The organism is Micromonospora sp. NPDC050686 (assembly GCF_040654475.1).
In the GTDB taxonomy this organism is placed as follows: Bacteria; Actinomycetota; Actinomycetes; order Mycobacteriales; family Micromonosporaceae; genus Micromonospora.
In genome coordinates this window covers 13,961-35,221 of record NZ_JBFAID010000036.1, presented here as the reverse complement: position 1 = coordinate 35,221, position 21,261 = coordinate 13,961, and the positions used below count along the sequence as shown (strand labels likewise).

At 68.1% G+C, this 21,261-nt stretch carries 17 protein-coding genes; 4 read left to right on the top strand and 13 right to left on the bottom strand.

The genetic code is table 11. The features are described 5' to 3' along the window. Positions 1-3: 3 nt before the first annotated feature. The 9 genes from AB0H57_RS21665 to AB0H57_RS21625 are packed head-to-tail and all read right to left on the bottom strand — an operon-like array spanning position 4 to position 8,550. Positions 4-1,176 carry a cytochrome P450 gene (locus AB0H57_RS21665; protein ID WP_357509113.1) on the bottom strand — a complete coding sequence of 391 codons (1,173 nt, stop codon included), beginning with the start codon at positions 1,174-1,176 and terminating at the stop codon, positions 4-6. Continuing rightward, positions 1,173-1,904, bottom strand: coding sequence for a 4'-phosphopantetheinyl transferase superfamily protein (locus AB0H57_RS21660; protein ID WP_357509111.1), 732 nt, complete (start codon positions 1,902-1,904; stop codon positions 1,173-1,175). The genes AB0H57_RS21665 and AB0H57_RS21660 overlap by 4 nt, the downstream gene beginning before the upstream one ends. Continuing rightward, positions 1,901-3,082 carry an acyl-CoA dehydrogenase gene (locus tag AB0H57_RS21655; protein WP_357509109.1) on the bottom strand — a complete coding sequence of 394 codons (1,182 nt, stop codon included), beginning with the start codon at positions 3,080-3,082 and terminating at the stop codon, positions 1,901-1,903. Before AB0H57_RS21655 ends, AB0H57_RS21660 begins: the two co-directional genes overlap by 4 nt. Continuing rightward, positions 3,079-3,717 carry a hypothetical protein gene (locus AB0H57_RS21650; protein WP_357509108.1) on the bottom strand — a complete coding sequence of 213 codons (639 nt, stop codon included), beginning with the start codon at positions 3,715-3,717 and terminating at the stop codon, positions 3,079-3,081. Before AB0H57_RS21650 ends, AB0H57_RS21655 begins: the two co-directional genes overlap by 4 nt. Before the next feature lie 11 nt (positions 3,718-3,728). Beyond that, positions 3,729-4,586, bottom strand: a complete 858-nt coding sequence (locus tag AB0H57_RS21645; RefSeq protein WP_357509105.1) for a hypothetical protein — start codon at positions 4,584-4,586, stop codon at positions 3,729-3,731. A gap of 3 nt (positions 4,587-4,589) precedes the next feature. Beyond that, complete coding sequence (locus AB0H57_RS21640) at positions 4,590-4,877, bottom strand: acyl carrier protein (RefSeq protein WP_357509103.1); 288 nt, start codon at positions 4,875-4,877, stop codon at positions 4,590-4,592. A 28-nt stretch (positions 4,878-4,905) separates the two neighbouring features. Beyond that, entirely contained in the window at positions 4,906-6,195 is a 1,290-nt protein-coding gene (locus tag AB0H57_RS21635) for an alanine racemase (RefSeq protein WP_357509101.1), read from the bottom strand. Then, positions 6,188-7,564 carry a hypothetical protein gene (locus AB0H57_RS21630; RefSeq protein ID WP_357509099.1) on the bottom strand — a complete coding sequence of 459 codons (1,377 nt, stop codon included), beginning with the start codon at positions 7,562-7,564 and terminating at the stop codon, positions 6,188-6,190. Before AB0H57_RS21630 ends, AB0H57_RS21635 begins: the two co-directional genes overlap by 8 nt. A gap of 14 nt (positions 7,565-7,578) precedes the next feature. Next, on the bottom strand, positions 7,579-8,550 hold the full coding sequence (locus AB0H57_RS21625; RefSeq protein ID WP_357509097.1) for a 3-oxoacyl-[acyl-carrier-protein] synthase III C-terminal domain-containing protein: 972 nt from the start codon (positions 8,548-8,550) through the stop codon (positions 7,579-7,581). A gap of 399 nt (positions 8,551-8,949) precedes the next feature. On the opposite strand from AB0H57_RS21625, the gene AB0H57_RS21620 reads away from it, so the two are divergent. Beyond that, complete coding sequence (locus AB0H57_RS21620; protein ID WP_357509095.1) at positions 8,950-10,086, top strand: glycosyltransferase family 1 protein; 1,137 nt, start codon at positions 8,950-8,952, stop codon at positions 10,084-10,086. A 12-nt stretch (positions 10,087-10,098) separates the two neighbouring features. Here AB0H57_RS21620 and AB0H57_RS21615 read toward each other — a convergent pair whose 3' ends face one another. Genes AB0H57_RS21615 through AB0H57_RS21605 form a run of 3 tightly spaced genes read right to left on the bottom strand, consistent with a single transcriptional unit; the run spans position 10,099 to position 15,091 of the window. Further along, positions 10,099-11,934, bottom strand: a complete 1,836-nt coding sequence (locus AB0H57_RS21615) for an ABC transporter ATP-binding protein (RefSeq protein WP_357509093.1) — start codon at positions 11,932-11,934, stop codon at positions 10,099-10,101. Positions 11,935-11,939: 5 nt separating this feature from the next. After that, entirely contained in the window at positions 11,940-13,949 is a 2,010-nt protein-coding gene (locus AB0H57_RS21610) for an ATP-binding cassette domain-containing protein (RefSeq protein ID WP_357509091.1), read from the bottom strand. Next, on the bottom strand, positions 13,946-15,091 hold the full coding sequence (locus AB0H57_RS21605; RefSeq protein WP_357509089.1) for a glycosyltransferase: 1,146 nt from the start codon (positions 15,089-15,091) through the stop codon (positions 13,946-13,948). The genes AB0H57_RS21610 and AB0H57_RS21605 overlap by 4 nt, the downstream gene beginning before the upstream one ends. Positions 15,092-15,409: 318 nt before the next feature. Between AB0H57_RS21605 and AB0H57_RS21600 the strand changes: the two genes are divergently transcribed. The 3 genes from AB0H57_RS21600 (at position 15,410) to AB0H57_RS21590 (ending at position 20,866) form a co-directional block, all read left to right on the top strand. Then, the gene (locus AB0H57_RS21600) at positions 15,410-17,038 is read left to right on the top strand and encodes an AMP-binding protein (protein WP_357509087.1); all 1,629 of its coding nucleotides are present in this window, start codon (positions 15,410-15,412) and stop codon (positions 17,036-17,038) included. Positions 17,039-18,048: 1,010 nt separating this feature from the next. Next, a complete protein-coding gene (locus AB0H57_RS21595; protein WP_357509085.1) occupies positions 18,049-19,083 on the top strand; it encodes a ParB N-terminal domain-containing protein in 1,035 nt (344 codons plus the stop codon). A gap of 103 nt (positions 19,084-19,186) precedes the next feature. Beyond that, positions 19,187-20,866 (top strand): AMP-binding protein, encoded by a 1,680-nt coding sequence (locus tag AB0H57_RS21590; protein ID WP_357509083.1) that lies wholly within the window; start codon positions 19,187-19,189, stop codon positions 20,864-20,866. 17 nt (positions 20,867-20,883) lie between these two features. On the opposite strand, the gene AB0H57_RS21585 is transcribed toward AB0H57_RS21590, so the two are convergent. After that, on the bottom strand, positions 20,884-21,075 hold the full coding sequence (locus AB0H57_RS21585) for a hypothetical protein (protein ID WP_357509081.1): 192 nt from the start codon (positions 21,073-21,075) through the stop codon (positions 20,884-20,886). Between the last annotated feature and the right edge of the window lie 186 nt (positions 21,076-21,261).

Below are 21,261 nucleotides of genomic sequence, written 5' to 3'. Positions count from 1 at the left end.
CGGTTACCTCGCATCCGCTTCGCGGAGGACGAGCGAAACCCGCTGGAACCCTTGCTGGAACGGGTGCCGCTTGGGCAGCGGCTCGCCCGCCAGGCGGATGTCCGGGAATGCTCGCAGGAACTTCGGCAGGAGTGTTTCGGCCTCGGCGCGGCCCAGGGCCCAGCCGCAGCAGTAGTGTGCGCCGAGGCTGAAGCTCAGGGATCTGTTAGGAACTCGGTCCGGCCTGAACTCGTCAGGCCGGGGAAACTGGGCGGGATCCCGGTTGGCCGCCGCGACGTCGACGTCGATCAGTGCTCCGGCCGGCACAACAACGGAGCCGAGCTCGATCCGTTCTTCTGCGTTGCGGATGATGTGCGCGATAGGCGGATGCAGTCGTAGCGCCTCCTCGACGCTCGCCGCAACGGTGTTGCCGTCGAGGACCCGGCGCCGGAACTCCTGGTTGCGGACCGCCATGACCATCGCCGAGGTGAGGAAGTCACCGGTGGTGAACGTGGCGGCGATGACGAGGAACACCAGGCTCGCGATGATCTCGTCGTCGCTCAGACTCCCGTCCGCGACGAGTTCGCTGGTGAGGTCGGCGGCCGGGGCGGCGCGGCGCGCAGCGATAAGCTGCCTGAAGTACCGGTCGAGCAGGACGGCGGCGCCGTTGGCCCGATTGACCTCCGTCACCGTGTGCCACATCGCCTGCACCACCATATCCGCACGCTTTGCGATCTTCGGCCGGTCGGGCGCCGGAATCCCGATGAGCTCGGAGATGACCTCGAGCGGCAAGACGTGGGCCACCGTCGCGGCGAAGTCGATCACGTCGGCAGTGGTGCGGACCGTTGCCAGGATCCTGTCACACACGCGGTCGATGAGGGCCTGCAGCTCGCCCGCCGCCGCCGGTGTGAACCAGCTGTGCAGCCGTGACCTGATGACGCTGTGCCGGGGCGGCCCGACGAACAGGATCATGTCCTCGAAGAGTCGGAACACCGGGTAGCGCGCCCACTCGGCGGTCTCCCGGTCCGCGAGACCGGTGATGCCGGGGCGCAGACGGGCACCCCGGAGCAGGTCGGTGGCGAGCTCGAATCCAGTGACCCGGAAGTGTGCTTCGCCGACCACTTGGATCGGCCTCGCCGGGAAGCGGCCAGCCGGGGCCGTTCCAGAGCCGCGCATCGCAACGTCGCCGGGTTTCATGCGCCGCCCCATGATTCTTTGGGCGGCCAGCTCCACAGCCGCTGGACCACCGGGACCGGTGACCTGTCCAGCGCGGCCAGGGCCGCCACATAGCCGGGCGGCCCTGCAAGGTCCAGCAGATGCCAGCGACAGCCGTGCAGAGCGCCGTGCGGGCCGTGGACCTTCCCGGTTCGGCTGGCGTCGATCTTCAGGGACTGGAAGAGGGTGCCACCGGCTGCCTTGACGCACGCCTCCCGCCGGCTGAGCAGTCGGGCACAGGCCGTTCTGCGCGCCGACGCCGTGGACATGCGTTCAACCTGGCGTACCTCGTCCGGCGTGAAGTACCGCCGGGCGATGCGCTCGGCCCGCGTCACAAGCGACGTGTCCAGCACATCGACACCGATCGGCGCATCACCGCCGACCGCCACCATCGCCCAACGTCCGGAGTGGCTGAGACTCCACGAACTCCGCGAACTGCGCGGGTTCCCTGCGCCGGCACTCGCACCGTGCACCATTCCGGGCTTGCCGTGACGGCCGTCGGTCCACCGGATCCGTGCCGGGTCGGCGCCGTGATGGGCGGCGAGAATCAGCCGCGCCGCGGCATGGGAAAGCACGTAGGTTTCACGCCGGGTGCCGCGCATGTGCCGGGCGCGCTCGATCTCGGCCGCGCTCAAGAGGCGCTCTGGGTCGATGCCGGATCCTGCGCCTGACCCGATGGCCACCTGCCATACGTGCGTGCCGGCGCTCACGGCGCTGGCTCCTCCGACGGCCAGAACCGTCGGGACAGGAAACCCTGGGCGATCCGCTGTCGCTGGATGTCCGACATCCCCTCCATGAACTCGAACCCGCGCGCGTCGCGGTCGAACTTATCCATCAGCGGGTGATCGAATCGGGCGGTCGGCCCGAGCATCCGCAGCAGTGTCCTAGTCGAGTCTTCGGCGAGCCGCACGGCGGCGACCTTCGCGGCCGAGGACAGCGAGCCGTTACCCTTGCCGGCGTCGATCGACCGTGCCGCGCCATGGATCAGCGCACGAACACTGTGGATGCGGTCGTTCAGGCTCTCCAACGTCGCCGCGTCGACCGGACCGGGATTGCGGCGCTCGCCGCGGACGTAGTCGTACGCGGCCCGGGCGATTCCCAGCGCCATCGCACCAACGCCCGGGCGGAAGAGATCGAAGGTGGTAACGGCGCCGTGGAATCCCCGCCGCACAGAGCTGTGACGGCGGCCGATGATGTCGTCCTCGGTCACCTTCACGTTGTCAAAGCGCAGCTCGGACAGGCCCGCGCCGCGAAGTCCGATGGTGTGCAGTTGTTCGGCGTCGAAGCCGTCCGCGCCGGCCCGCACTCGAACCGCCTCGATACCGAGGGGACCGGTCGCGCCGGCGCGACGGCAGAACACGAAGCCGACAAAGCCACGCGCCCCGTTGCCGATGTAGCGCTTGGTGCCGTTGAGCCGGAAGCTGTCCCCGTCGGCCGACAAGGTCGTCTCCATACCCAGCGGATCGGACCCGTGCGCCGGCTCGGTGACGGCGAAGAACACCCACCGCGGTTTGTGGGCGACGGTCGCGTAGAACTCGTCGCGCTCTTGCGGGTCGAACAGCACTTCGATCAGGTACGTCGACATCGACGACCAGGGAAGGGACAGCAGAAAACCGGCGTCGGCCCACGCCAGCTCCTCCTGCGCCACGACGAACTCCGCGAAGGACCGCATGTGCACCGGCTTGCCGTTCACAGTCATCGGGTCGTCGTTGAACTCCGGCGGGAAGCCGGCCCGCAGGAGCCGGGGGTCGACCGATGCCGCCAGTTCCTCGACCGCGATGTCACCGTTGTGCAGTGGTAGGGCATTGCGCCGGATCTCCCCGGCGTACTCGCCGAACAGCCCTCGCAGCGCGTCCGGCTTGTGCTTGAGCACGGTCATCACGGTCATCGGATCCTCTTCTGGTCGATTCCTGCGTAGACCTCGCCCAGCCGGGTGATCGCGTAGGCGAGGTTCGACGGCGGCCCCACCACGTAGCCAGAGGCGCCGAACAACTTGAGGCTGGTGCGCACGGCCACGTCGACGATCTCGTCGAACCGACTCTGGATGCGGGGTATACCCGCGTCCGGGGTGTCGGCGAGCAGGTAGCGCGCCTCGGCGATCGCCGCCGCGACGTCCCCGACGGAGGCGCGTACGAGCGGCAGGGTGATGGTGGGACGGCCCTGAACCTTGCGGCCGGTTAACCGGTCGGTGGCTTGCTTGTTGAGGCGTTCCACGCCGCCCAGGCGGATCCAGGCGACGCCGGTCCACCACGGGGCCGATGATTCGCCCGAGCCCGGCCCAGACCTCGCGATGATCAGCTCGCCGGTGTCGGTGGCCTGGGTGCCGATGATCTCGCTGGACGTCGGTAACAGGTCGCGTAGCGACGGCGGAAGCATCGAGTATCCGTGCTGGCCGACCAGTGCGGTGGTGGATCTGACGCGTTGGTGCAGCTCGGCGAGCGCCTGCTCCAGGCCGTGCGCCAGGGCCGTCCCGCGACACTTTGGCAGGTCGCGGACAGCCACGAGGGTGGTGTCGGTGGTCAATTTGTGGCCTCCTAGTGGCTCATCACGATGTCGTCGCCTGCGGGCCGGGTCAGTTCGAGGAAGCTGCGGTACGACAGCGTCTGGTCCGCCTCGGCGAGCACGACTCTGTTGTGGCGCAGCTGTGGGAGCCGGCTTGCCAACGTCTCCCACACTCCGGTACAGGCATAATCACCGTCGGGTCTCCACACCTGTGCGAAGCGCGCGCCCGGCGCCGCGAAGTCCGTCTCCGTCATGCCGTTGCCCTGGATGAGGACGCTTTCCTCCGAGCCGCCTGGTGGTAGCCGGATGGCGGAGTTGCGGCTGATCGCCTCCGATCCCAGCACCAGGCCGCCACGCCGCGACAGCACCAGCGCGACGGCGCTGTCTCGCGGTACCCAAAGGCGGTCGGGGGTCTGGGGGATCAGCGCCTGTTCCATGATCAGGATGATTGCCCGCTCGACCAGTCCGAAGCGCAGATGGTTACGGACGATACGTACGGCGGTGAACGGCCCGGCCGCACCCTGGTCGCCGATGCCGATGAACCCGGGCCGCCCAGGCAGGGCCTCGTTGAACTGTGGCGCGCTGTAGTGAGTGAGCTGGCAGTCCGGCGTCGCGGTGACGAATACGACCAGGTCGAAATCACGGTCCGGGGCCAGGACGTCCAGGGCGAGACCGGCCATTTGGAAGTACGAGGCGCCGAATGCGCTCTCCGGCCATGCGTACTCACCGGTGCGGTCCTTGCGTTGGTACAGGCTGCGTACGAGGCTCTCCCGGTGGTACGCCCTTACCGTCTCGGTGATCTCGATCTGTTCGAGGGGTAACGTGACGATGCGCTCTAGACACACCGGTTCGTTTGCCCACCGATAGTCGACGGTGACCCGGCTCCGCATGAGTCACGGGTTCTTGATCGAGGCGATCGTGCAGTCGGTGAGCCCACCCAGCGTGGCGAGATGCTCCTCGGTGATGGAGTCCGGGTCGATCTCGATCTGTAGCTCATCCTCGAGCGCGATCAGTACGCCGAGCACGCCCGTCGAGTCGATCGCCAGTTCGTCGAACAGGCGCGTGTTCTCATCGACGTCCGGCAGTTCCCGGCCGAGGGTTTCCTCGAGCGCCTTGGTAACGGCGGCGACGACAACACCCCGATCGATGTCGTTCGTGGTGACGTTGTCGGATTGCAGCATTGGTCCTCCATGTGCGTGAAATCGGCACCTAGATCTGGTCGAAATCCGGCAGGAACTGCGGTGCGAGCAGGTCGTCGACGCTGTCCCGCCGGCGAACAACATGTGTTCTGCCGCGGTGGATCAGCACCTCGGCGGGATAGCCGTGGCTGAGAAAATAGACCGGTGACGCGCTAGGGCCGTACGCGCCGGCTCGGTGCACGCCGATCAGGTCGCCCGGTGCAAGGTCCGCCGGCAGCGGCACCCGCCGGCCGATCGTGTCGTTGGGGGTGCACAACGGCCCGGTGACCTGCCACGGCACGTCCTCGGCGGCACTGACCCGGCCGAGTAGGCTGATGGGGAAGTTCCGCTTGACGACCGAGCCGATGCCGACGGCCGCCATATGGTGGTTGGTGCCACCGTCGGCGACGGCGAACCGTTCGCCGAACGACTCCTTGATATACCGGACAGTGGTGATGTATGTGCCGCAGTCGGCCACCAGATAGCGCCCGAGTTCGGTGATGACCTTCGTGCCTGGGTGGTTCGCGACAAACGTGGTGACCGCGGCATTGATGCCGTCGGTGACGGCCGACAGGTCGAGATCGCGCTCGTTGTCGTGATATGCCACGCCTATGCCGCCGCCAACGTCGACAATGTCCAACGGAAAGCCGCACCGGTCCGACAGTTGCTCAGCCATCGACAGAATGCGTGCGGTGTTGTCCACGATCGCCTCCGCCGACAGAATTCGCGTACCCATGTAGACGTGGACGCCGCGGATGCGGATGGCGTCGTAGCGCGTGTTCAGGTCCTCTCTGCCGGCGACGACGGCCTGGTCGATGCCGAACTGGCGGGCTGTGCCGGCCATCGTCAGACCGCTGCGCGCGGACCGGAAGCCGGGGTTGATCCGCAGCAGGACGTCGAGGCTGCGGCCTGCGCGGCGGCACACGTCGTCGACAAGCGCCAGTTCCGGTAGCGATTCGACGATCAGCGCCCGGATCCCCGCAGCACAGCAGGCCTCGATCTCCGCCCGGCTCTTGCCTGGCCCGAGGAAGATTGTCCGATCCGTCGGTATGCCGGCGCGTTGGGCCGTTCGCAGCTCAGCCAAGGAGGAGACCTCCGCTCCAGCGCCACGCCGGCCAAGCAGGGCGCAGATCGCCATGTTCGGATTGGCTTTGAGCGAGTAGTAGATGGACACTGCCTCGTGCAAGCGGTCCCTGACAGCGTCATACCGGCCGGTCAGGACGTCGGCGTCGTAGAGATACAGCGGCGAGCCGTGCACAGCGGTGATAGCCCCGACCGGCAGGCCCTGAAACGACAGAGTGGGTGCGACGACGTCAATCACGAGAAGTCTCCAGTTCGCGCAGGCACGTCCGGACCTCGGTCTCCAGGTGTTCGAGCTCGATGGTCGTCCCGGCTACCGCAACGCCGTGCAGCCGGCCGCGGAAGTGACCGGTACGGTCCGCCAAAGCCGCGGCGGCGTTGACCGAGGCAAAGCACGTGACAAGGAAGCCGTGCCGCCACGACTGGGTCAGGTCGAGGCCGCGTAGGGCATGGCTCACCTCCTCGAAGCTGACCACTGCGGGCAGCCGGAGATCGACCTGTAGGGCGAGCCCCACCGAACCGGCATCCGCGATTCGTTCGCGGATCGGTGCGAGGTAGGTCGACATGTTGTTGCGTGCGTTGATCTCGATGACGGGGAACAGCGTGCCGTCGGCGCAGACGATCGCGTCGATGCCGACCGGACCGCAGTACCCGTGCGTCGCCAGCACCCGGCCGATCTGATCCGCGCACTCGCGCAGGCGTCGCCGGTGACACCCGTCGATCCGGGCCGGCAGCCGGTGGCCTCGGTGCGTCCGGCCCTCGGTGACCGCCTCTAGGACGAAGTCGAAGCGCATCGCGCCGTCGGCGCCGATCGTGAAGTGGTAGTTGAGGTCGGTCCGCTTGTCTTGCCACTCCTCGACGACTAGGGGCAGGCGCCCTTCTCCACCGCGGTCGGCCTGGCGCGCCAGCATGCGCACCAATCGGTTAAACTGGTCGATCCGATCGACGAGCATGATTCCCTTGCCGGACACGCCGTAGGCGTCCTTGACGGCGACCGTCGCACCAGCGGTGATCCGGCTGCGGATCGCGTCGGCGATGGCCATCAGGTCCGCGATCGTGTCGCACTCCCAGCCGGGCGGCTGCGCGATGCCTTCGGCGCGGCACAGCCGTCGGCTGAAGACCTTGCTGTTGACGGCCGTCGCGATGCCGGGACCGCTCATCGGCGGCGTCAGTCCCGTCAGTTCGCACAGCTCCGCCTCGACGCGGGAGAAACCGTGTGGAGCGAGACGTGCGCCGCTCGTGGCGATCTCGCGCAGGTGGTCGAGCAGAACCGGCGAGGCCAGAGCGTCCTCGGTGACGGAGTTCGTCGGCACATTGCCGTCGGTGGACAGAACCGACGGCAAGGTGAGGCCGGCCCGTTCCAGGCCATGGATTAGCCCGGGATCCGGCTGGGACTTTACGACAGCCCAGTCGGCGGTGTGACCGAGCAACAGCGCCAGTTCATTCGCTCCGGCGACCACCGAGGTCGCCATGTCGGTGCCGGGAGCGGGCAAAGCCGGTCCGCCGATGGACCAATGTCGTTCCACGTCGAAGTTCGCCAGGGCGACGGTGGGTGGACGGGCGGGCGAAGGATGCGCCGAGGAAGACGGCGCGCCCGCAGGCCGTAGCATGTCGCACTCCCTCCTCAGTGCCGCAAAACCATAGCGGCGAAGCCGCCGCCCATGCCGACGCTGACGACGAGGTAGTAGTCGCCGGGCCGTAGTCGTCCCTGACGTACTGCCTCTGTGTAGTTGATGAAGCCGTCCGCGGCATAGCAGTGGCCCGTGACAGGCATGTAGTCGAGCATCACCAATTCGACGGGGTAGTTCAGGCGTCGGCAGATCCGCACCCATGAAATGCGGTTGATGTTCTGCGGAAGTATCAGGGCGCACTGGTCGAGGGTGACGCCGGCGTCGTCAATCGCCTCCTGGACGACATCGACCACCTTCTCGGTGTAGAACTTTTTGAACTCGTTCAGCGATACGGACGAGTAGTTGGTTACGACGTCGCCCATATCCGGTGAGTGCATGACAGCCATCTTCAGAATCTCGTCGATGCCCGGGCTCATTCGGAATGCGTAGGACAGCAGCTGGTCACTCGGCCCATCCGCCGTTATCAGGCAGGCGGCAGAACTGTCGCCCATGATGGCGGTCTGTGGTAGGTAGAACCCCTCCACCGGGGCCAGCTCCCCGGTGACGAGTAGGGCCATGGCGTCCGGGTCCTCGTCGCGCAGCAGCCAGCCGGCGGTCCACAGCGCCAGCAGGCCGGAGGCGCAGGCGTGTTCGGTCACCGAGAACGCGACGGCGTTGCGCAGTCCCAGGCGGTCGGCCGCCGCGTGTACCGGAGCCTCCGACGCCGTTGCGGCATCACGGAACGTCCGAGCGGCGATGAAGTAGCGGACACGGTCTTCCTTGCCGGGCAGTCCTTGCAGCCGTTGCGCGGCGTCGACAAGCCGGTCGGAGTAGGTACGGTCCGGCGCCACCCGGATCTCGCGCAGACCGAGAAACTTCTCGAACAGCCGCCGATCGAACGCGCTGATGCGAAGCCGGTCACCGGCTTCCTGCACGGTCTCGGCCGTCTCCGGGATATGGCACACGACCTCGGCAAGTGACGTCACGGGATCCTCACGTCATGCAGGCCATGGGCACCCGTGGGCGCAATGGTGAGTTCGCAGTTTGATTCACGCGGGAAGTCCCCCGTCTCCGGCGCGATTCTCAACGAGTCACCTCGATTCAATACATGTCTTGCCCGTGTCATCTTGATCAGATTGCCGGTGACGCTACCCGCAGGCATGCATCGGCGTCCACCGTTCAGTGTGTGTCCATGGTGTGTTGCACGTTCGGTTCCACTTGCCGCCCAGCTAAGCGACATTTCCTAACCCGGTCAGGGCGTCGCTCGGCACCGTCTCGATCTCCTGACCCAAAGCGGATGGACGGCATGTACAGCGCGACGGACCGGCCGCTAGCGTGAGTGCATTCTTGGACCGAATCCGTCCGCACCCGACGATAGGGCGACGATGAAGATCGCGATTGTCACGGAGTCCTTCCTGCCGGACATCGGCGGCATCACGACGACCGTGGTGCGCCAGGCTGAAGCGCTGCTGGACAGGGGCCACGAGCCGGTGGTGATAGCGCCGGCACCCGCCAGCCCGTGGCCCGTCGAAGCCGAACGTTGCGTTCCCTACCCTGTGGTCTGGGTGCCCAGCCGACAGGTTTCTCGCTCGCCTGCCAGTACGCGGCTCCGGGGAGCGCGTGTCGGCCTGCCGACGCCGGCAATCTACGGCGCGCTGGCCGCCTACGCACCCGACGTGGTGTATCTGGTGAGCCCGATCGTGATGGGCGCCCGCGGCGCCCTCGACGCGCGTCGCCTCGGTATCCCGATCGTGGCCCTGTACTACACCGACCCGCACGTCATCGCGGGACCGAACCGGGTCGCCGACGTCACCGACTGGATCTGGGGCAAGCTCTGCCGGATCCACGGTCTCGCCGACGTCAATCTGGCGCCGACCGCGACCACCATGCGCGACCTGCAGGACCACAACATCCCCCGGGTACGGCTGTGGAATCCGGGCGTGGACCTGCGGTGCTTTTCACCCGAGCGGCGAAGCGAACGGCTACGGGACGCACTAGCCCCGGAGGGGGATCTCATCGTCGGGTACGTGGGCCGCCTCGCTGCCGAGAAGCAGATCGACCTCCTGGCGGACACCGCGCGGTTGCCCGGCGTCCGTCTGGTCGTCGTGGGCGACGGGCCGGACCAGGCCCGGCTGCGGTCGTTGCTACCGCAGGCGGTGTTCACCGGTAGCCGTCGCGGCAAGGCGCTGGCCCGTCTCTACGCGGGGATGGACGTCTTCGTCCACCCCGGCGGCTACGAGACCGCTGGACTGACCATCCTCGAGGCGCAGGCGAGTGGGTGCGCGGTCATCGTGCCGGCGACGGGCGGCGCGAGCGACCTCATGCAGCCGGACCACAGCGGCGTGGTGGTCCCGTCCCACGACGGAGCGTCGATCGCCGACGCCGTCGCGAAGCTGGCCGCGGACCGCGAACTGCTCGCGCGGATGCGCACCAACGCGCTCCGGTACGCTGCCCGGCATGGCTGGCAGACGTCGACGGATCAGCTCGTTGAGCATTTCCGCGCCGCCGCGGCGTGTCACTGATCCCGTCCGCCGTCACCGGTAGGCACGGGCCTGCAGGTTGAACTGCTCTGCGTAGGTGCCGCCACGGTCCATCAGCTCCCCATGGGTCCCCACCTCGACCAGCCTGCCGTCATCGAGCACGAGGATCAGGTCTGCCATAGCCACCGTGGAGAAGCGGTGCGAGATGATGACCGTGACCGTTCCCCGCTGCCGGTTCGCGGACGCTGACTGGGCGAGCCGGTCGAACAGTTCCTGCTCGGTCTCCGGGTCCAGTGCTGCCGTCGGCTCGTCGAAGACCGCGAGGAGCGGCTGGCGCCGCATCTGCCCGCGGCCCAGCGCCACCTGTTGCCACTGCCCGCCCGACAGCTCGACCCCGTGGTGCCAGCGTGAGCCGAGCCGGGTGTCCAGCCCCGCGGGCAAGTCGTCGACAAGGGAAGTCGCCCCAGCGCGGTGCAGCGCCGCGTACACCGCGGAATCGTCACCGGCCTGCGCCAGATCACCGATGCCGACGGCCTCGCGTGCCACGAACTCGAAGCGGATGTGGTCCTGAAACGCGGCGGTGATCCGGGTACGCCAGTCGTCCGGGTCGAGCCGAGTGAGATCGACACCGTCCAGTGCGATGTGTCCGACTGTCGGCCGCAGAAAGCCGAGGAGCAGCTTGACGAGTGTGGTCTTCCCCGCGCCGTTGGGCCCTACCAGCGCCACGGTGGCGCCTGGGGGTAGCAGCACGCGAACGTTGTCGAGGACGGGCCGGGCGGCGCCAGGGTACTGGAACGACACGCCGTTCAGGTCGATTCCCCGGCGCAACCGGGCGGGGGCGGGCACCGCAGGTTCGGCGCTCTGCTCGACGGCTCCCGAGCCAGTCTTCCCATCTCCGGTGTTGCCAGGTCGGCCGGCGTACCGGCGCAGCCAGTCGACTCGCATGCCGGTTCGCGCGGCGAGGATGAGCTGAATGGTGGTCTGCACCAGCCCGCCGATCGAGCCGCCGAGGGTGGCACCCAAGCCGACGACGAGTAACACGTCTCCGCCGGTCGCGTCGCCGCCCGAGGCGAGGGCAACCGTGAAGGCGATGCCGATCAGCATTCCGACTGTCGAGATGAGGCCCTCACGCAGGTCCAGACGTGCGGCCTTCCATTGCGCCCGGTTGCGCTCCGCGACGACGACCCGGCCGACGTCCAGGTGTCTTCGTCGCAGTGCTCTGGTGCTCGCGAACACGCGGAGCTCCTTGGCCGACGCGGGCGAAGTGGCGACGCCGAACAGGTGACGGCGTAGCCGTTCCTGTTCGCTGGTCGCTTCATGTGCCCTGATCTGATGCATGCTGGCGCGATGCGCAAACATGATCGACAGGACGGCGAACAGGGGGAACGTGAGCAGCAGCGGATGAACCCGGCCCATCAGCACGCCGATCAGTACCAGCGAGACGAACGAACGGACCCACGTGGCGGTGAGGCTGACGCCGTTGCTCAGCGTCCACCGGTCCTCACGGATACGGTGCGTCTGGTTGAGGTACTCGGGGTGCTCGAAGTGACCGAGATCGGTGGCGCCGCCCATGAGGTGCATGAGTTCGCGATCGGCCAGGCGGTTGGTCCATTCCTGCAGCCCGAACGCCGCCCGGGTGTAATAGAAGATCAGCAGCACTATGACCGCCACACCCGCGCCGACGCCGACGCCGGCGCGGTATGCGGAAGCGGCGTCACCGCTGATCACTGCGTCCAGGCACAGCTTCGTGGCGTAAAGGGTCGCGGGCGGAACCACAGCGAGGCCGACGGCGAGCAGCAGTTGGGCGATGGCCAGCCCGCGGGCGGCGCGGAAGCCGAACCCGGCCGCGATGGCGTATCCACGGGCCAGTTCCCGTACGCGTTCGGGCATCCGGCTCACCTCTCCTCGGGCATGGCGGTATTCCCAGCGGTATCGACGCTGACCCGGCGGGCCTGCAGCGAGAACGACCGGCTGTACAGGCCGCCCGACGCCATCAGCTGCTCGTGACTGCCCAGTTCGCAGATTCGTCCGCCGTCGAGCACCGCGATGAAGTCGGCCCGGCGCACGGTGGAGTAACGGTGCGAGATGAGGATGGTCGTCAGACCGGCGGTGATGTCGAGGAACCGCTCATAGAGCCCGGCCTCGGCGCGCACGTCCAGCGCGGCCGCCGGTTCGTCGAGGATCAACACCTTTGCCCCGGCCTCGACCGCGAACAGGGCGCGAGCCAGAGCTAGCCGTTGCTGCTGGCCGCCGGACAGATCGATGCCCGTGTGGTATTCGCTGGACACCACGCTGTCCAGCCCGTCCGGCAGGGACTCGACGAACTGCCGAATTCCCAGCCGATCGCACACTGCCCAAACCTTCGCCTCGTCGGTGGCCATCTCCGGGGCGCCCAACGTGATGTTCTCGCGCACCGACAGGTGATAGCGGGTGAAGTCCTGGAACAGGACGGACACGTGCCGCCGCCAGGAGACCGGATCGACCTCGGCGAGGTCGAGGCCGTCCACCTCAATCCGGCCGGCGCACGGCTGGTAGAACCCGCACAGCAGCTTGATGAGGCTTGTCTTGCCCGCCCCGTTGCGTCCGACAATCGCCAGTGATGACCCGGCAGGCACCCGCAGGGTCACACCGTCCAAAGTCGGCCGGCTGGCGCCCGGATAGACGAACGACACGTTGTCGAAGACCAGACCGACACGAGGCGCGTCGTCCGCCAGCGATGCGACTGCCGGCGGCGCAGCCTCATCGGCGAGGGCCGCGTCCAGGGCCAGCATGCGGGGGACCGACACCGCCGCCAGCGCGACGAAAACGTTGGCGTCGTCGAAAGCGCGAAACTCGGCAACGCTGCGGCAGGCCAGCATGTACACGCCCAGCGCACCGAACCCGATCGTCCCGGCAAGCCCAGCCTGCACCAGCTCGATCAGGGTAAGGATGAACAGCGCGGCGACGTAGGCGCTGCATCCCCAGGCGATCCGCTTACGCATCCGCCGGGTCTGTCGGAGCGGCGCCATGCTGGCGTCCCAAGCAGCGTCGAAACGATCCAGGATCCAGTGCAGTAAGCGCCAGATCCTGATCTCCTTTGCCGGCGCGCCGGTGATTGCCAGGTCGCGCAGGTACTCGGCCTCCGCAAAGTCAGCCGACCTGTCGTAGGTCGCCCGCCCAATGCGCACGTACTCCGCCTGCATCAACCCAACCAGAACGGGCCAGCTCACGAGCCACAGGAGCCCGACCCACCACGAGAAGGTGACCAGCACGGCCGACGCAATGAGTGCCGTTATCCAGGACGGCACGAGGTCGGCCAGGCCGTGCACCGCGCGTTCCGGGCGGTTGAGGTCCAGGCCCAGCCGCCGGGCAACGCGCAGGGAGGCAAGTACCTCGTCGCTCTCGACGTGCCCGATGCCGGTCGGCCGGCCCACTGCGGCGATCAGCCGGTCCTGCAAATACAGCTCGAGGTCACGGCCGATCACGGTGGCCAGGGTGGCGAGCAGAGTGGCGACCAGGCGCGCCGACAGCATGAGCACCGCCACCGCCACCAGCAGACCCAGAGTGAACCGGCCCGGTGCGGAATCCAGTCCGCGGCCGACGGTCGCCGGTATCGAGCCGACCAGCATTCCCATCGCGACAACGGCGGCGATCGGCAGCACGGCGGCGACAGCGCACCCGGCGGCGAACAGCACGCTGCGGGCGCGGCCGAGCCGGGGCAGCAAACGCACGACCGCAGCGAGGCCGCGCAAGGACGCGGCCAAGGACACGTGCGCCGCCCCGTGTGGGTCCCCGATCGTCTGTCCGGCCGGACTGTCAGCTGCCATGGTCAGTGTCCACCATCCCTGACGTGGCCGCTCCGCGGCCGGCTCGGCATTGCTGCGTAAGGTCGTGGTCAACGGGTCGCCGGTCCAGTCCGCGATCATCCATGGCGCACCGTCTGCCTGGTGTCCACGGCGGCTCGTAGATGGCCCACCAGCTCGGCCGCCGCGGCGACCCAGCTCCTGGTCACAGCAGCCGCGCGCGCGGCTGCACCCAGGCGCGCGGCGGTGTGCCGGTCGCTGGCGAGTTCCGCGATCGCCTGGGTGAAGGCCCCTTCGTCGTGCGAAGAGACCAGCCGGCCGGTGACGCCGTCGCGCACGACGCAGGCGGCACCGCCGGCATCCGGCACCACTACCGCGCAGCCGCTGGCCTGTGCCTCGCGCACGGTTAGGCCGAAGGTCTCGTACGCCCCGGTGTGCACGAAGACGTCCAGCGAGGCGTAGAGCCGGGCCAGCGCCGTGCCCCGCCGGACGCCCGGGAAGCGGGCGCCGGCGAGGACCTCGCGCAGGCGGGACGCGTCCGGTCCCCGGCCGACCACCAGCAGCCGCACCCCGGGTAGCCGCGCGACTCCGGCGAGCAGATCCACCTGCTTCTCGGTTGCCAGCCTTCCCACGTACGCGACGATCAGCTCGCCGCTGGGGGCGATGGCGGCGCGTAGCCGGTCGCTGCGCCGCTTGGGCGAGAAGGCGACCGTGTCAACGCCGGGCTCCCAGATCTCGACCCGACCGGCTGGCTGCCCGGCGAGGTGCCTGGTGAGTTCTGCGGCCGCGGCCTGTGTCTGAGCCAGATTGACGTCGGCCATGCCGTGCACGGCGGCCAGCTGCAGCCGTGCCTTACGCCGAGTCTCCGTGGACGCGCCAGTACCCGCGATCATCTCGATGTCGGTGCAGTACACGGCACCCGCGGTGATTCCGAGGTGCCGCGCCTCGGCCAGCGCCCGACCACCCATCAGATACGGGCCGACCGCGACCAGCGCGTCCGGGCGATGTGCCCGCAGTGCCTGCCCGATCGCGGGCGTCGGCAGGCCGAGGCGCAACGGCCTGTTGCGCGGCCACGGCCTGCTCGCCATCCACTCCACCCGGTACGGCAGCCGATTGCTCGCCCGGATGCCATCGTCTGCAGGCGCGGGCGCAACGACCGTGACGTCGTGGCCGAGACGCACCAGACTTTCGGCCGTAGCCGCCGCAGTCCTGACCACGCCGTTCACATCCGGATGGAACGATTCCGCAACGACAGTGATCTTCACATCGATTCCTGCCTTCGTCCGCACTCGACTGCCGACGGTACCTCCTGCGGAATGTTTCGCGGGTGTCCGGCAACGCAACCTGGCGCATTCTCGTCATCCGACCGGACCGCCGTGGAACCGGTCCAGGCGCGTCGCGGCCAGATGCCAAGTGTGCGACCGAAGCGCTCTGGTCGGCGAGCTGTTCGGTGGCGGTTTCCCGATGCAAGGCTGATAGCCTGCCGCCCTGTGCCCGCGACATCTGCCCGGCGCCACCCGATCGGTTGGCCCGTAGGGCATCCTGCGGCCACCCATCCATCCCGACACGTCTGGACGTGCGCGATGACCGGCGAAACCCGTGTGCCCCGCGATGGCGTCAGCGGCCGGAGCAGGGCCCTGCACGAGTGGTTCCTTCGCGGGCTACGGCTCGCTCCGGACGGAGAGGCCGTGCGGATCGCCGGCCGTGGCATCACCTATAGGCGCCTGCACGAACAGGCGCTTGGGTTGGCGGGCGGCCTGCTCGCTGGCGGCAGGCGCCCCCGCCGGGTCGGCCTGCTGGCCGCGCGCAGTGAGCAGGCGTACGCCGGTATGCTCGCGGCGCTGTACGCCGGCGCCGCGGTGGTTCCGCTTAGTCCTCGGTTCCCAGCGGAGCGCACCCGACAGATGGCGGCCGCCGCCGAGGTGGACGCCCTTATCGTCGATGCTCGCGGCGCCCGGACCGGGCCGGTGCTCGCCGACGAGCTCGGCAGGATTCCGGTCGTTTACGAGCCGGCCGCGGTGTCGCTCGCGCAACCGTTGGTGCCGGCGCCCGACGACATCGCGTACATCCTGTTCACCTCCGGGTCGACCGGGCGCCCGAAGGGTGTCCCGGTGCTGCACCGCAATGTCGACGCGTACTTGCACGTGGTGTGCGACCGGTACCGCTTTACCCCGCAGGACGTTTTCTCGCAGACCTTCGACCTCACGTTCGACCTCGCGATATTCGATCTGTTTGCCGGGTGGGGCTCGGGCGGAACCGTGGTGTGCGTCCCTCCTGCAGCGCTGGCGAAACTGCCTGAGGTGATCGCCACGAACGGGATCACGGTTTGGTTCTCGGCTCCGAGCGTCATCTCCCTCGTCCGGCGGCTGCACGGCCTGGCGCACGCAGACCTCCCGACACTGCGGTGGAGCCTGTTCTGCGGTGAGCCTCTACTCGCGAGTGATGCGGCCGTATGGCAGGCCGCGGCTCCACGGTCTACCGTCGAGAACCTCTACGGCCCGACCGAGTTGACCATTTCCTGCAGCGTGCACAGGTGGGACCCGGCGACCTCTCCAGACCGTTGCGTTAACGACATCGTTCCGATCGGCCGCGTGCACCCGGGGATGCGTTACCGCCTTGAGGAGACCGGGGAACTGTGCATCACCGGCGACCAGATGTTTCCGGGCTACCTCGACCCAGCCGACGACGCCTCCCGGTTCCTCGATGCCGACGGACAGCGCTGGTACCGCACCGGCGACCTGGCTCGGCGCATCGACGGCGACGAACTCGCCTACCTCGGGCGTGCGGACAGCCAGGTGAAGATCAGGGGTGTACGGGTAGAGCTTGCGGAGATCGAGTGGGCCCTCCGCCGGGTCACCGGTGTCACCGATGCCGCCGCAGTGGAGGCGGACGGGGAACTCGTCGTCTTTTGCCTCGGCGAGCGCCGGTCGGCCGTGCAGGTCGCGGCGGAGGTGGCCGATATCTTGCCGCAACAGCTGGTACCGCGGTACGTCGTGCACGTCGACGAGTTCCCGTTGAACGCCAACCGCAAGATAGACCGCAAGGAGCTAAAGGCGCGCGCGGTCAATCACGTCGGTGCGGCCCGGCCGAGAACGGCACCGGTGCCCGGTCGGGCGTTCGTTCCGGGTCCTGCCCAGGGTGCTGCACCGGAGGACATCCCAGGTGTCGCGTCAGCCGACGGGCCAGCAAGCCCACGGATGCCGACGTCTTAGAGTCGCCCCGGAAGCAGCCGGTGCAGTCGTCCCACTCGAGCCCGTCCAGGCGGCGGACGCTGTGCTCAAGCGACCGCCGGCCAGCACGTAGACCGATGCGGCAATACGTCAAGGCACCCGCGTGCCTCGGCGTACGACAGGCCGTTGCTGCTCAACGCTCACCCGGCTTGCGCACAACCTGTCGCCTCTTCTCCGGGTCAGCGCAGACCGACCCGAGGTGGCCGTCCAACTGCATGCGCCGGGCGGTTGGACAGCGTCCGGTCCAGGGGCCGTGGCCTGGTCGTGTGCGGGATGGCTGATCTGGGTGGTTGAGCAAGCGCACAAGGTACACATAGGACACCAGAGACGCCTCGGGATTGTGAGGTGTATAACCACGCGATCCCGGAAAGCCGCACCCGCCGGCGCCATCATCATCACCGAACGTGCCACCCACGACCGGCCGAGGCAACCGCCTCGGCCGGGTGACCGACGGTGAACATCAGAGACAACGGAAAGCTCAGCGGAGGTGGAGGCGTCATGATCTGACGGATCGAGGTCGATGGCAAGCCCCTGCGGTGGGTCGGGAGCCGAGGTGCAAGCCTCTGCCGTCGCGCGTCACGTACGGCGATGCTCATCGCCAAGTGGCCGAGCCGGCCGGCGCCACAGAGGTGAACCAGGCGGCGGCGCTGCTGAACTCGGTGCGGTCACCGGCATGCTCATCACGGCCGACGCTACGCATCCCGGCGCGGGCACCGCGAAGTGCTGCTCACCGATTGCAGCCCCTCCGCTGATCATCCAACGTGGACTGTCGGATTGTCCAGTTGCACCAGTGCGACCCGTCGGCCAGGATATCGATCAGCTGCAGTGACCGCAGGTAGGACAGGCGTGGAGACGCCCGGTTCCGGCGCCGCATTCACCGTGCTGATATCGGCACGAACCGGCGTCGACGCGCGTCCTCGGGCATCGCTGTGCCCTCACATGCCTCGTGCCAGCGGCCAAACTTCGCCACGGGGGTGAAAGTGACACAGCACATGACAGCGGCCGCATCGCCGGCCGTCGCGTCCACTGCCTGTCGCCGGAGAGTCCAAGCCGCCGACGGCAGGCACGCACCACCGGACCGGGAGGAAACAACGCGGGACGGTAGCCTCATTCACAGGGTACCGATCGACGCGCTTCTCCAGGCCCGCTCACCACGCGTGCACGGTGAGGACACCGCACACACCCGGGTCCTAGCAGAGACGGACGCCGCTCTGCCGCCCATCCTCGTTCAGCGCGGCACCATGCGGATCATCGATGGTACGCACCGGGTAAGGGCCGCCCAGCTCAGAGGCGAGACCGAGATCGAGGCACGGTTCTTCGACGGCTCCGAGATGGAGGCGTTCCTCATCGCCGTGCGGGAGAACATCGCCCACGGCCTGCCGCTCACGTTCGCCGACCGGCATGCCGCCGCGACCCAGCTGATGAGTTACCACCCCGAGTGGTCCGACCGAGCCCTCGCCGAGGCGACGGGCCTCAGCGCGGCGACGATCCGGAGTATCCGCGACCGTACGCCGGCCTCGCGCGTCGCCGGTGGGGACAGGCGCATCGGCCGCGACGGGCGAGTACGGCCCCTCAACGCCGCCGAGGGCCGGCAACGTGCCCGCGAAATCATGCTCGACTCTCCGAACGCCTCGCTACGGCAGGTCGCCAGGACGGCCGGGATTTCACCTACGACCGTCAAGGACGTTCGCGACCGGATGATGCGCGGCGACGCAGGCGCGCAGCCCGCCCGGCCACGTTCGAAGGGCCAGCCGCAAACCGAGGAGCGCGGATTCGACATTGAGTCGGCGCTGCGCAATCTCAGCAACGACCCGTCCGTGCGCCTGACCCACTCAGGCCGTCGCGCGCTGCGCTGGCTATGGGCTCACGTGGTCCGACGGCACGAGCTGCGCGCGATGAGCGCCGAACTGCCTCCGCACGCCACATACATCCTGATGCAGGTTGCGCAGCAGTGCGCCGCGGAATGGAGCCAGCTAGCGGACGGTCTCGAAACCGAGAAAATGTCACCGGCCGCCGTTCGCAGCTGAATGCGCTTACCTCGCACGACCTCATCACAGGGCTCGTCCCGTACCGGGCGCACCCGCTCAGGCGTGTGCCACGCTGCCGCCACAGGGGAGAGGAACCGCGACGATGCGCATCCATGACAGGACCCTGCTCCAGTGGCTGCAGCAACCGGTCCCGGACCGTGGTGTGTACTTCGGGGCGCCCGGCGACAACTGGGACCACTGGTCCTATCTTCGGCTCGCCGACCTGGTACACCGCTATGCCGGCGGCCTCGTCGAACGCGGAACGCGTGCCGGCGATGTGGTCGTGGTGGTCGCTCGGTCGGGTCCCGCGTTTGTGGCCGCGATGTTCGGCGCGATGGTGGCCGGCGCGACCGCGTGCGCGATCGCGCCGCGCTTCGGCTACCAACGCGGCGAGGACTATGAACGCCATCTCACGCACGTTCTCGGCCGGGCGGGGCCGGCCGTCACTGTGGTCGACACTGACTCGCAGAAACCGGTGCAGCAAGCGCTGCACCGGACGGGCCTCGCCGCGCCGGTCCTGTGCGACGAGCTCGGCAGCGGGGCACCCATCGCTGCACCGCGCCCACCCGCCGATGTCCCCCTACTTCAGTTCACCTCCGGGTCTAGCGGATACGCACGGGGTGTCCTGATCTCCCACCGAGCGCTTGAGAGCAACCTAGCGGCGATCCGCGACTGGCTTCGGCTCCGCGAGGGTGACGCCGGGCTGAGCTGGCTTCCGGTCCATCACGACATGGGACTGATCGGCAACCTGATCAGCGTGTGCGTGGCAGGTATCGACTGGTGGTGCATGCAGCCAGACGATTTCATCCGTACGCCGTTGCGGTTCCTGCGCTGCATCAGCGAGCGGCGGATCGATATCACGTCCATGCCGAACTTCGGGCTGGCGTATCTGCTTCGCAGGGTATCGCCGGATCAGCTGGAGGACCTGCGGTTCGACTCGCTGCGCGCGGTCATCCTAGGTGCCGAACGCGTTGATCCGCGCCTGCTGGAGCGCTTCGAAGCGCTGTTCTCCCCGTACGGTCTCGACCGGCGGGCGTTGCTTCCCGCGTTCGGTCAGGCGGAGGCAACGTTGGCGGTCACGGGCCTGCCCCTCGGACGCGGGTGGACGACAGCGCGTCCGCAGGGTGTACGACCGGGAGTCGCAGACGTGGTCGGCTGCGGTCAGCCACTGTCGGGAATGTCGATTGCGATCGTCGACGACCGCGACGAGCAGGTATCCGATGGCGTGGTTGGGGAAATCGTTGTCGAGGGGACGTCCCTGGCGGCCGGATATGCGGCGGAACGTGGCCCTAACGACGGTTCGGAACGCGGCTCGGGTTCAGGCACCCGGATCAACGGCGGACGGCTGCACACCGGCGACGCGGGGTTCATCCAAGATCGTGAGTTGTTCGTGCTGGGCAGGCTAGGCGACGGCCTGAAGGTGCGCGGTCGGATGGTCTTCGCCGAAAGCATCGAGCTCGAGCTGGCAGCGCGCGGAATCGCGGAGCGTCGGGCCGTGGCGTTGCTCGGGATTCGTGACGGTGTCCCGACAGCGGCGGTCGTAATCGATGCACCGGACCCGAAGTGCACAGCAACGGTCCGCGAGGTACTCATAGAACGTGTCGGTGACGCCGCGCTGTACTTGATCTGCGTGCCTCGGGGACGGCTCGCGGTCACCTCCAGTGGCAAACCACGGCGCCGCGTCATGTGGCGGGCGCTATGCGACGGCTCTCTGGACGGCGACATCGTCGACATCAACGCGGCACCGGCGGCCGCCCTCCAAAGGGCGGTGGTGATGGAATGAGACATCCGCTGGCAACCTCATGCGGCGGGCGCGAGATGTCGTTGTTGGTTGGTGTTCTGGATCGTCTCGTCGTAGGTGATGCCGAGGCGCGGGCAGGGCCACCGGATTTGCAACCAGCGGTTTCCCGGGGCATGCGGGGCGGCGTGGTGACTCTTGCCCGCGGCGATCTTGGCGTCGTAGCAGGCGCGGACCCACGTCGAGCGGCGCAAGGCCCACTGCTGCGCGGCGTTGCCGAGATTGCTGTTGCAGGCCAGCCTGCGGGCCCCGACGTACTCACTGCGGCTAGATCATCTGGTGGCAGGGGCGGTGCCGGCATGGCATTGCAGGGCGTTCGGGCTGGTGAGCTGCTCGGCGTGTTGGCCGATCTCACCGGCGAGCCCGGCGACGAGACGATC

Excerpts from the sequence above, each read along its gene's own strand:
- AB0H57_RS21665 (WP_357509113.1), bottom strand. The coding sequence starts at position 1,176 with ATGAAACCCGGCGACGTTGCGATGCGCGGCTCTGGAACGGCCCCGGCT.
- AB0H57_RS21655 (WP_357509109.1), bottom strand. The coding sequence starts at position 3,082 with ATGACCGTGATGACCGTGCTCAAGCACAAGCCGGACGCGCTGCGAGGG.
- AB0H57_RS21645 (WP_357509105.1), bottom strand. The coding sequence starts at position 4,586 with ATGCGGAGCCGGGTCACCGTCGACTATCGGTGGGCAAACGAACCGGTG.
- AB0H57_RS21640 (WP_357509103.1), bottom strand. The coding sequence starts at position 4,877 with ATGCTGCAATCCGACAACGTCACCACGAACGACATCGATCGGGGTGTT.
- AB0H57_RS21630 (WP_357509099.1), bottom strand. The coding sequence starts at position 7,564 with ATGCTACGGCCTGCGGGCGCGCCGTCTTCCTCGGCGCATCCTTCGCCC.
- AB0H57_RS21620 (WP_357509095.1), top strand. The coding sequence starts at position 8,950 with ATGAAGATCGCGATTGTCACGGAGTCCTTCCTGCCGGACATCGGCGGC.
- AB0H57_RS21615 (WP_357509093.1), bottom strand. The coding sequence starts at position 11,934 with ATGCCCGAACGCGTACGGGAACTGGCCCGTGGATACGCCATCGCGGCC.
- AB0H57_RS21610 (WP_357509091.1), bottom strand. The coding sequence starts at position 13,949 with ATGATCGCGGACTGGACCGGCGACCCGTTGACCACGACCTTACGCAGC.
- AB0H57_RS21600 (WP_357509087.1), top strand. The coding sequence starts at position 15,410 with ATGACCGGCGAAACCCGTGTGCCCCGCGATGGCGTCAGCGGCCGGAGC.
- AB0H57_RS21595 (WP_357509085.1), top strand. The coding sequence starts at position 18,049 with ATGACAGCGGCCGCATCGCCGGCCGTCGCGTCCACTGCCTGTCGCCGG.
- AB0H57_RS21590 (WP_357509083.1), top strand. The coding sequence starts at position 19,187 with ATGCGCATCCATGACAGGACCCTGCTCCAGTGGCTGCAGCAACCGGTC.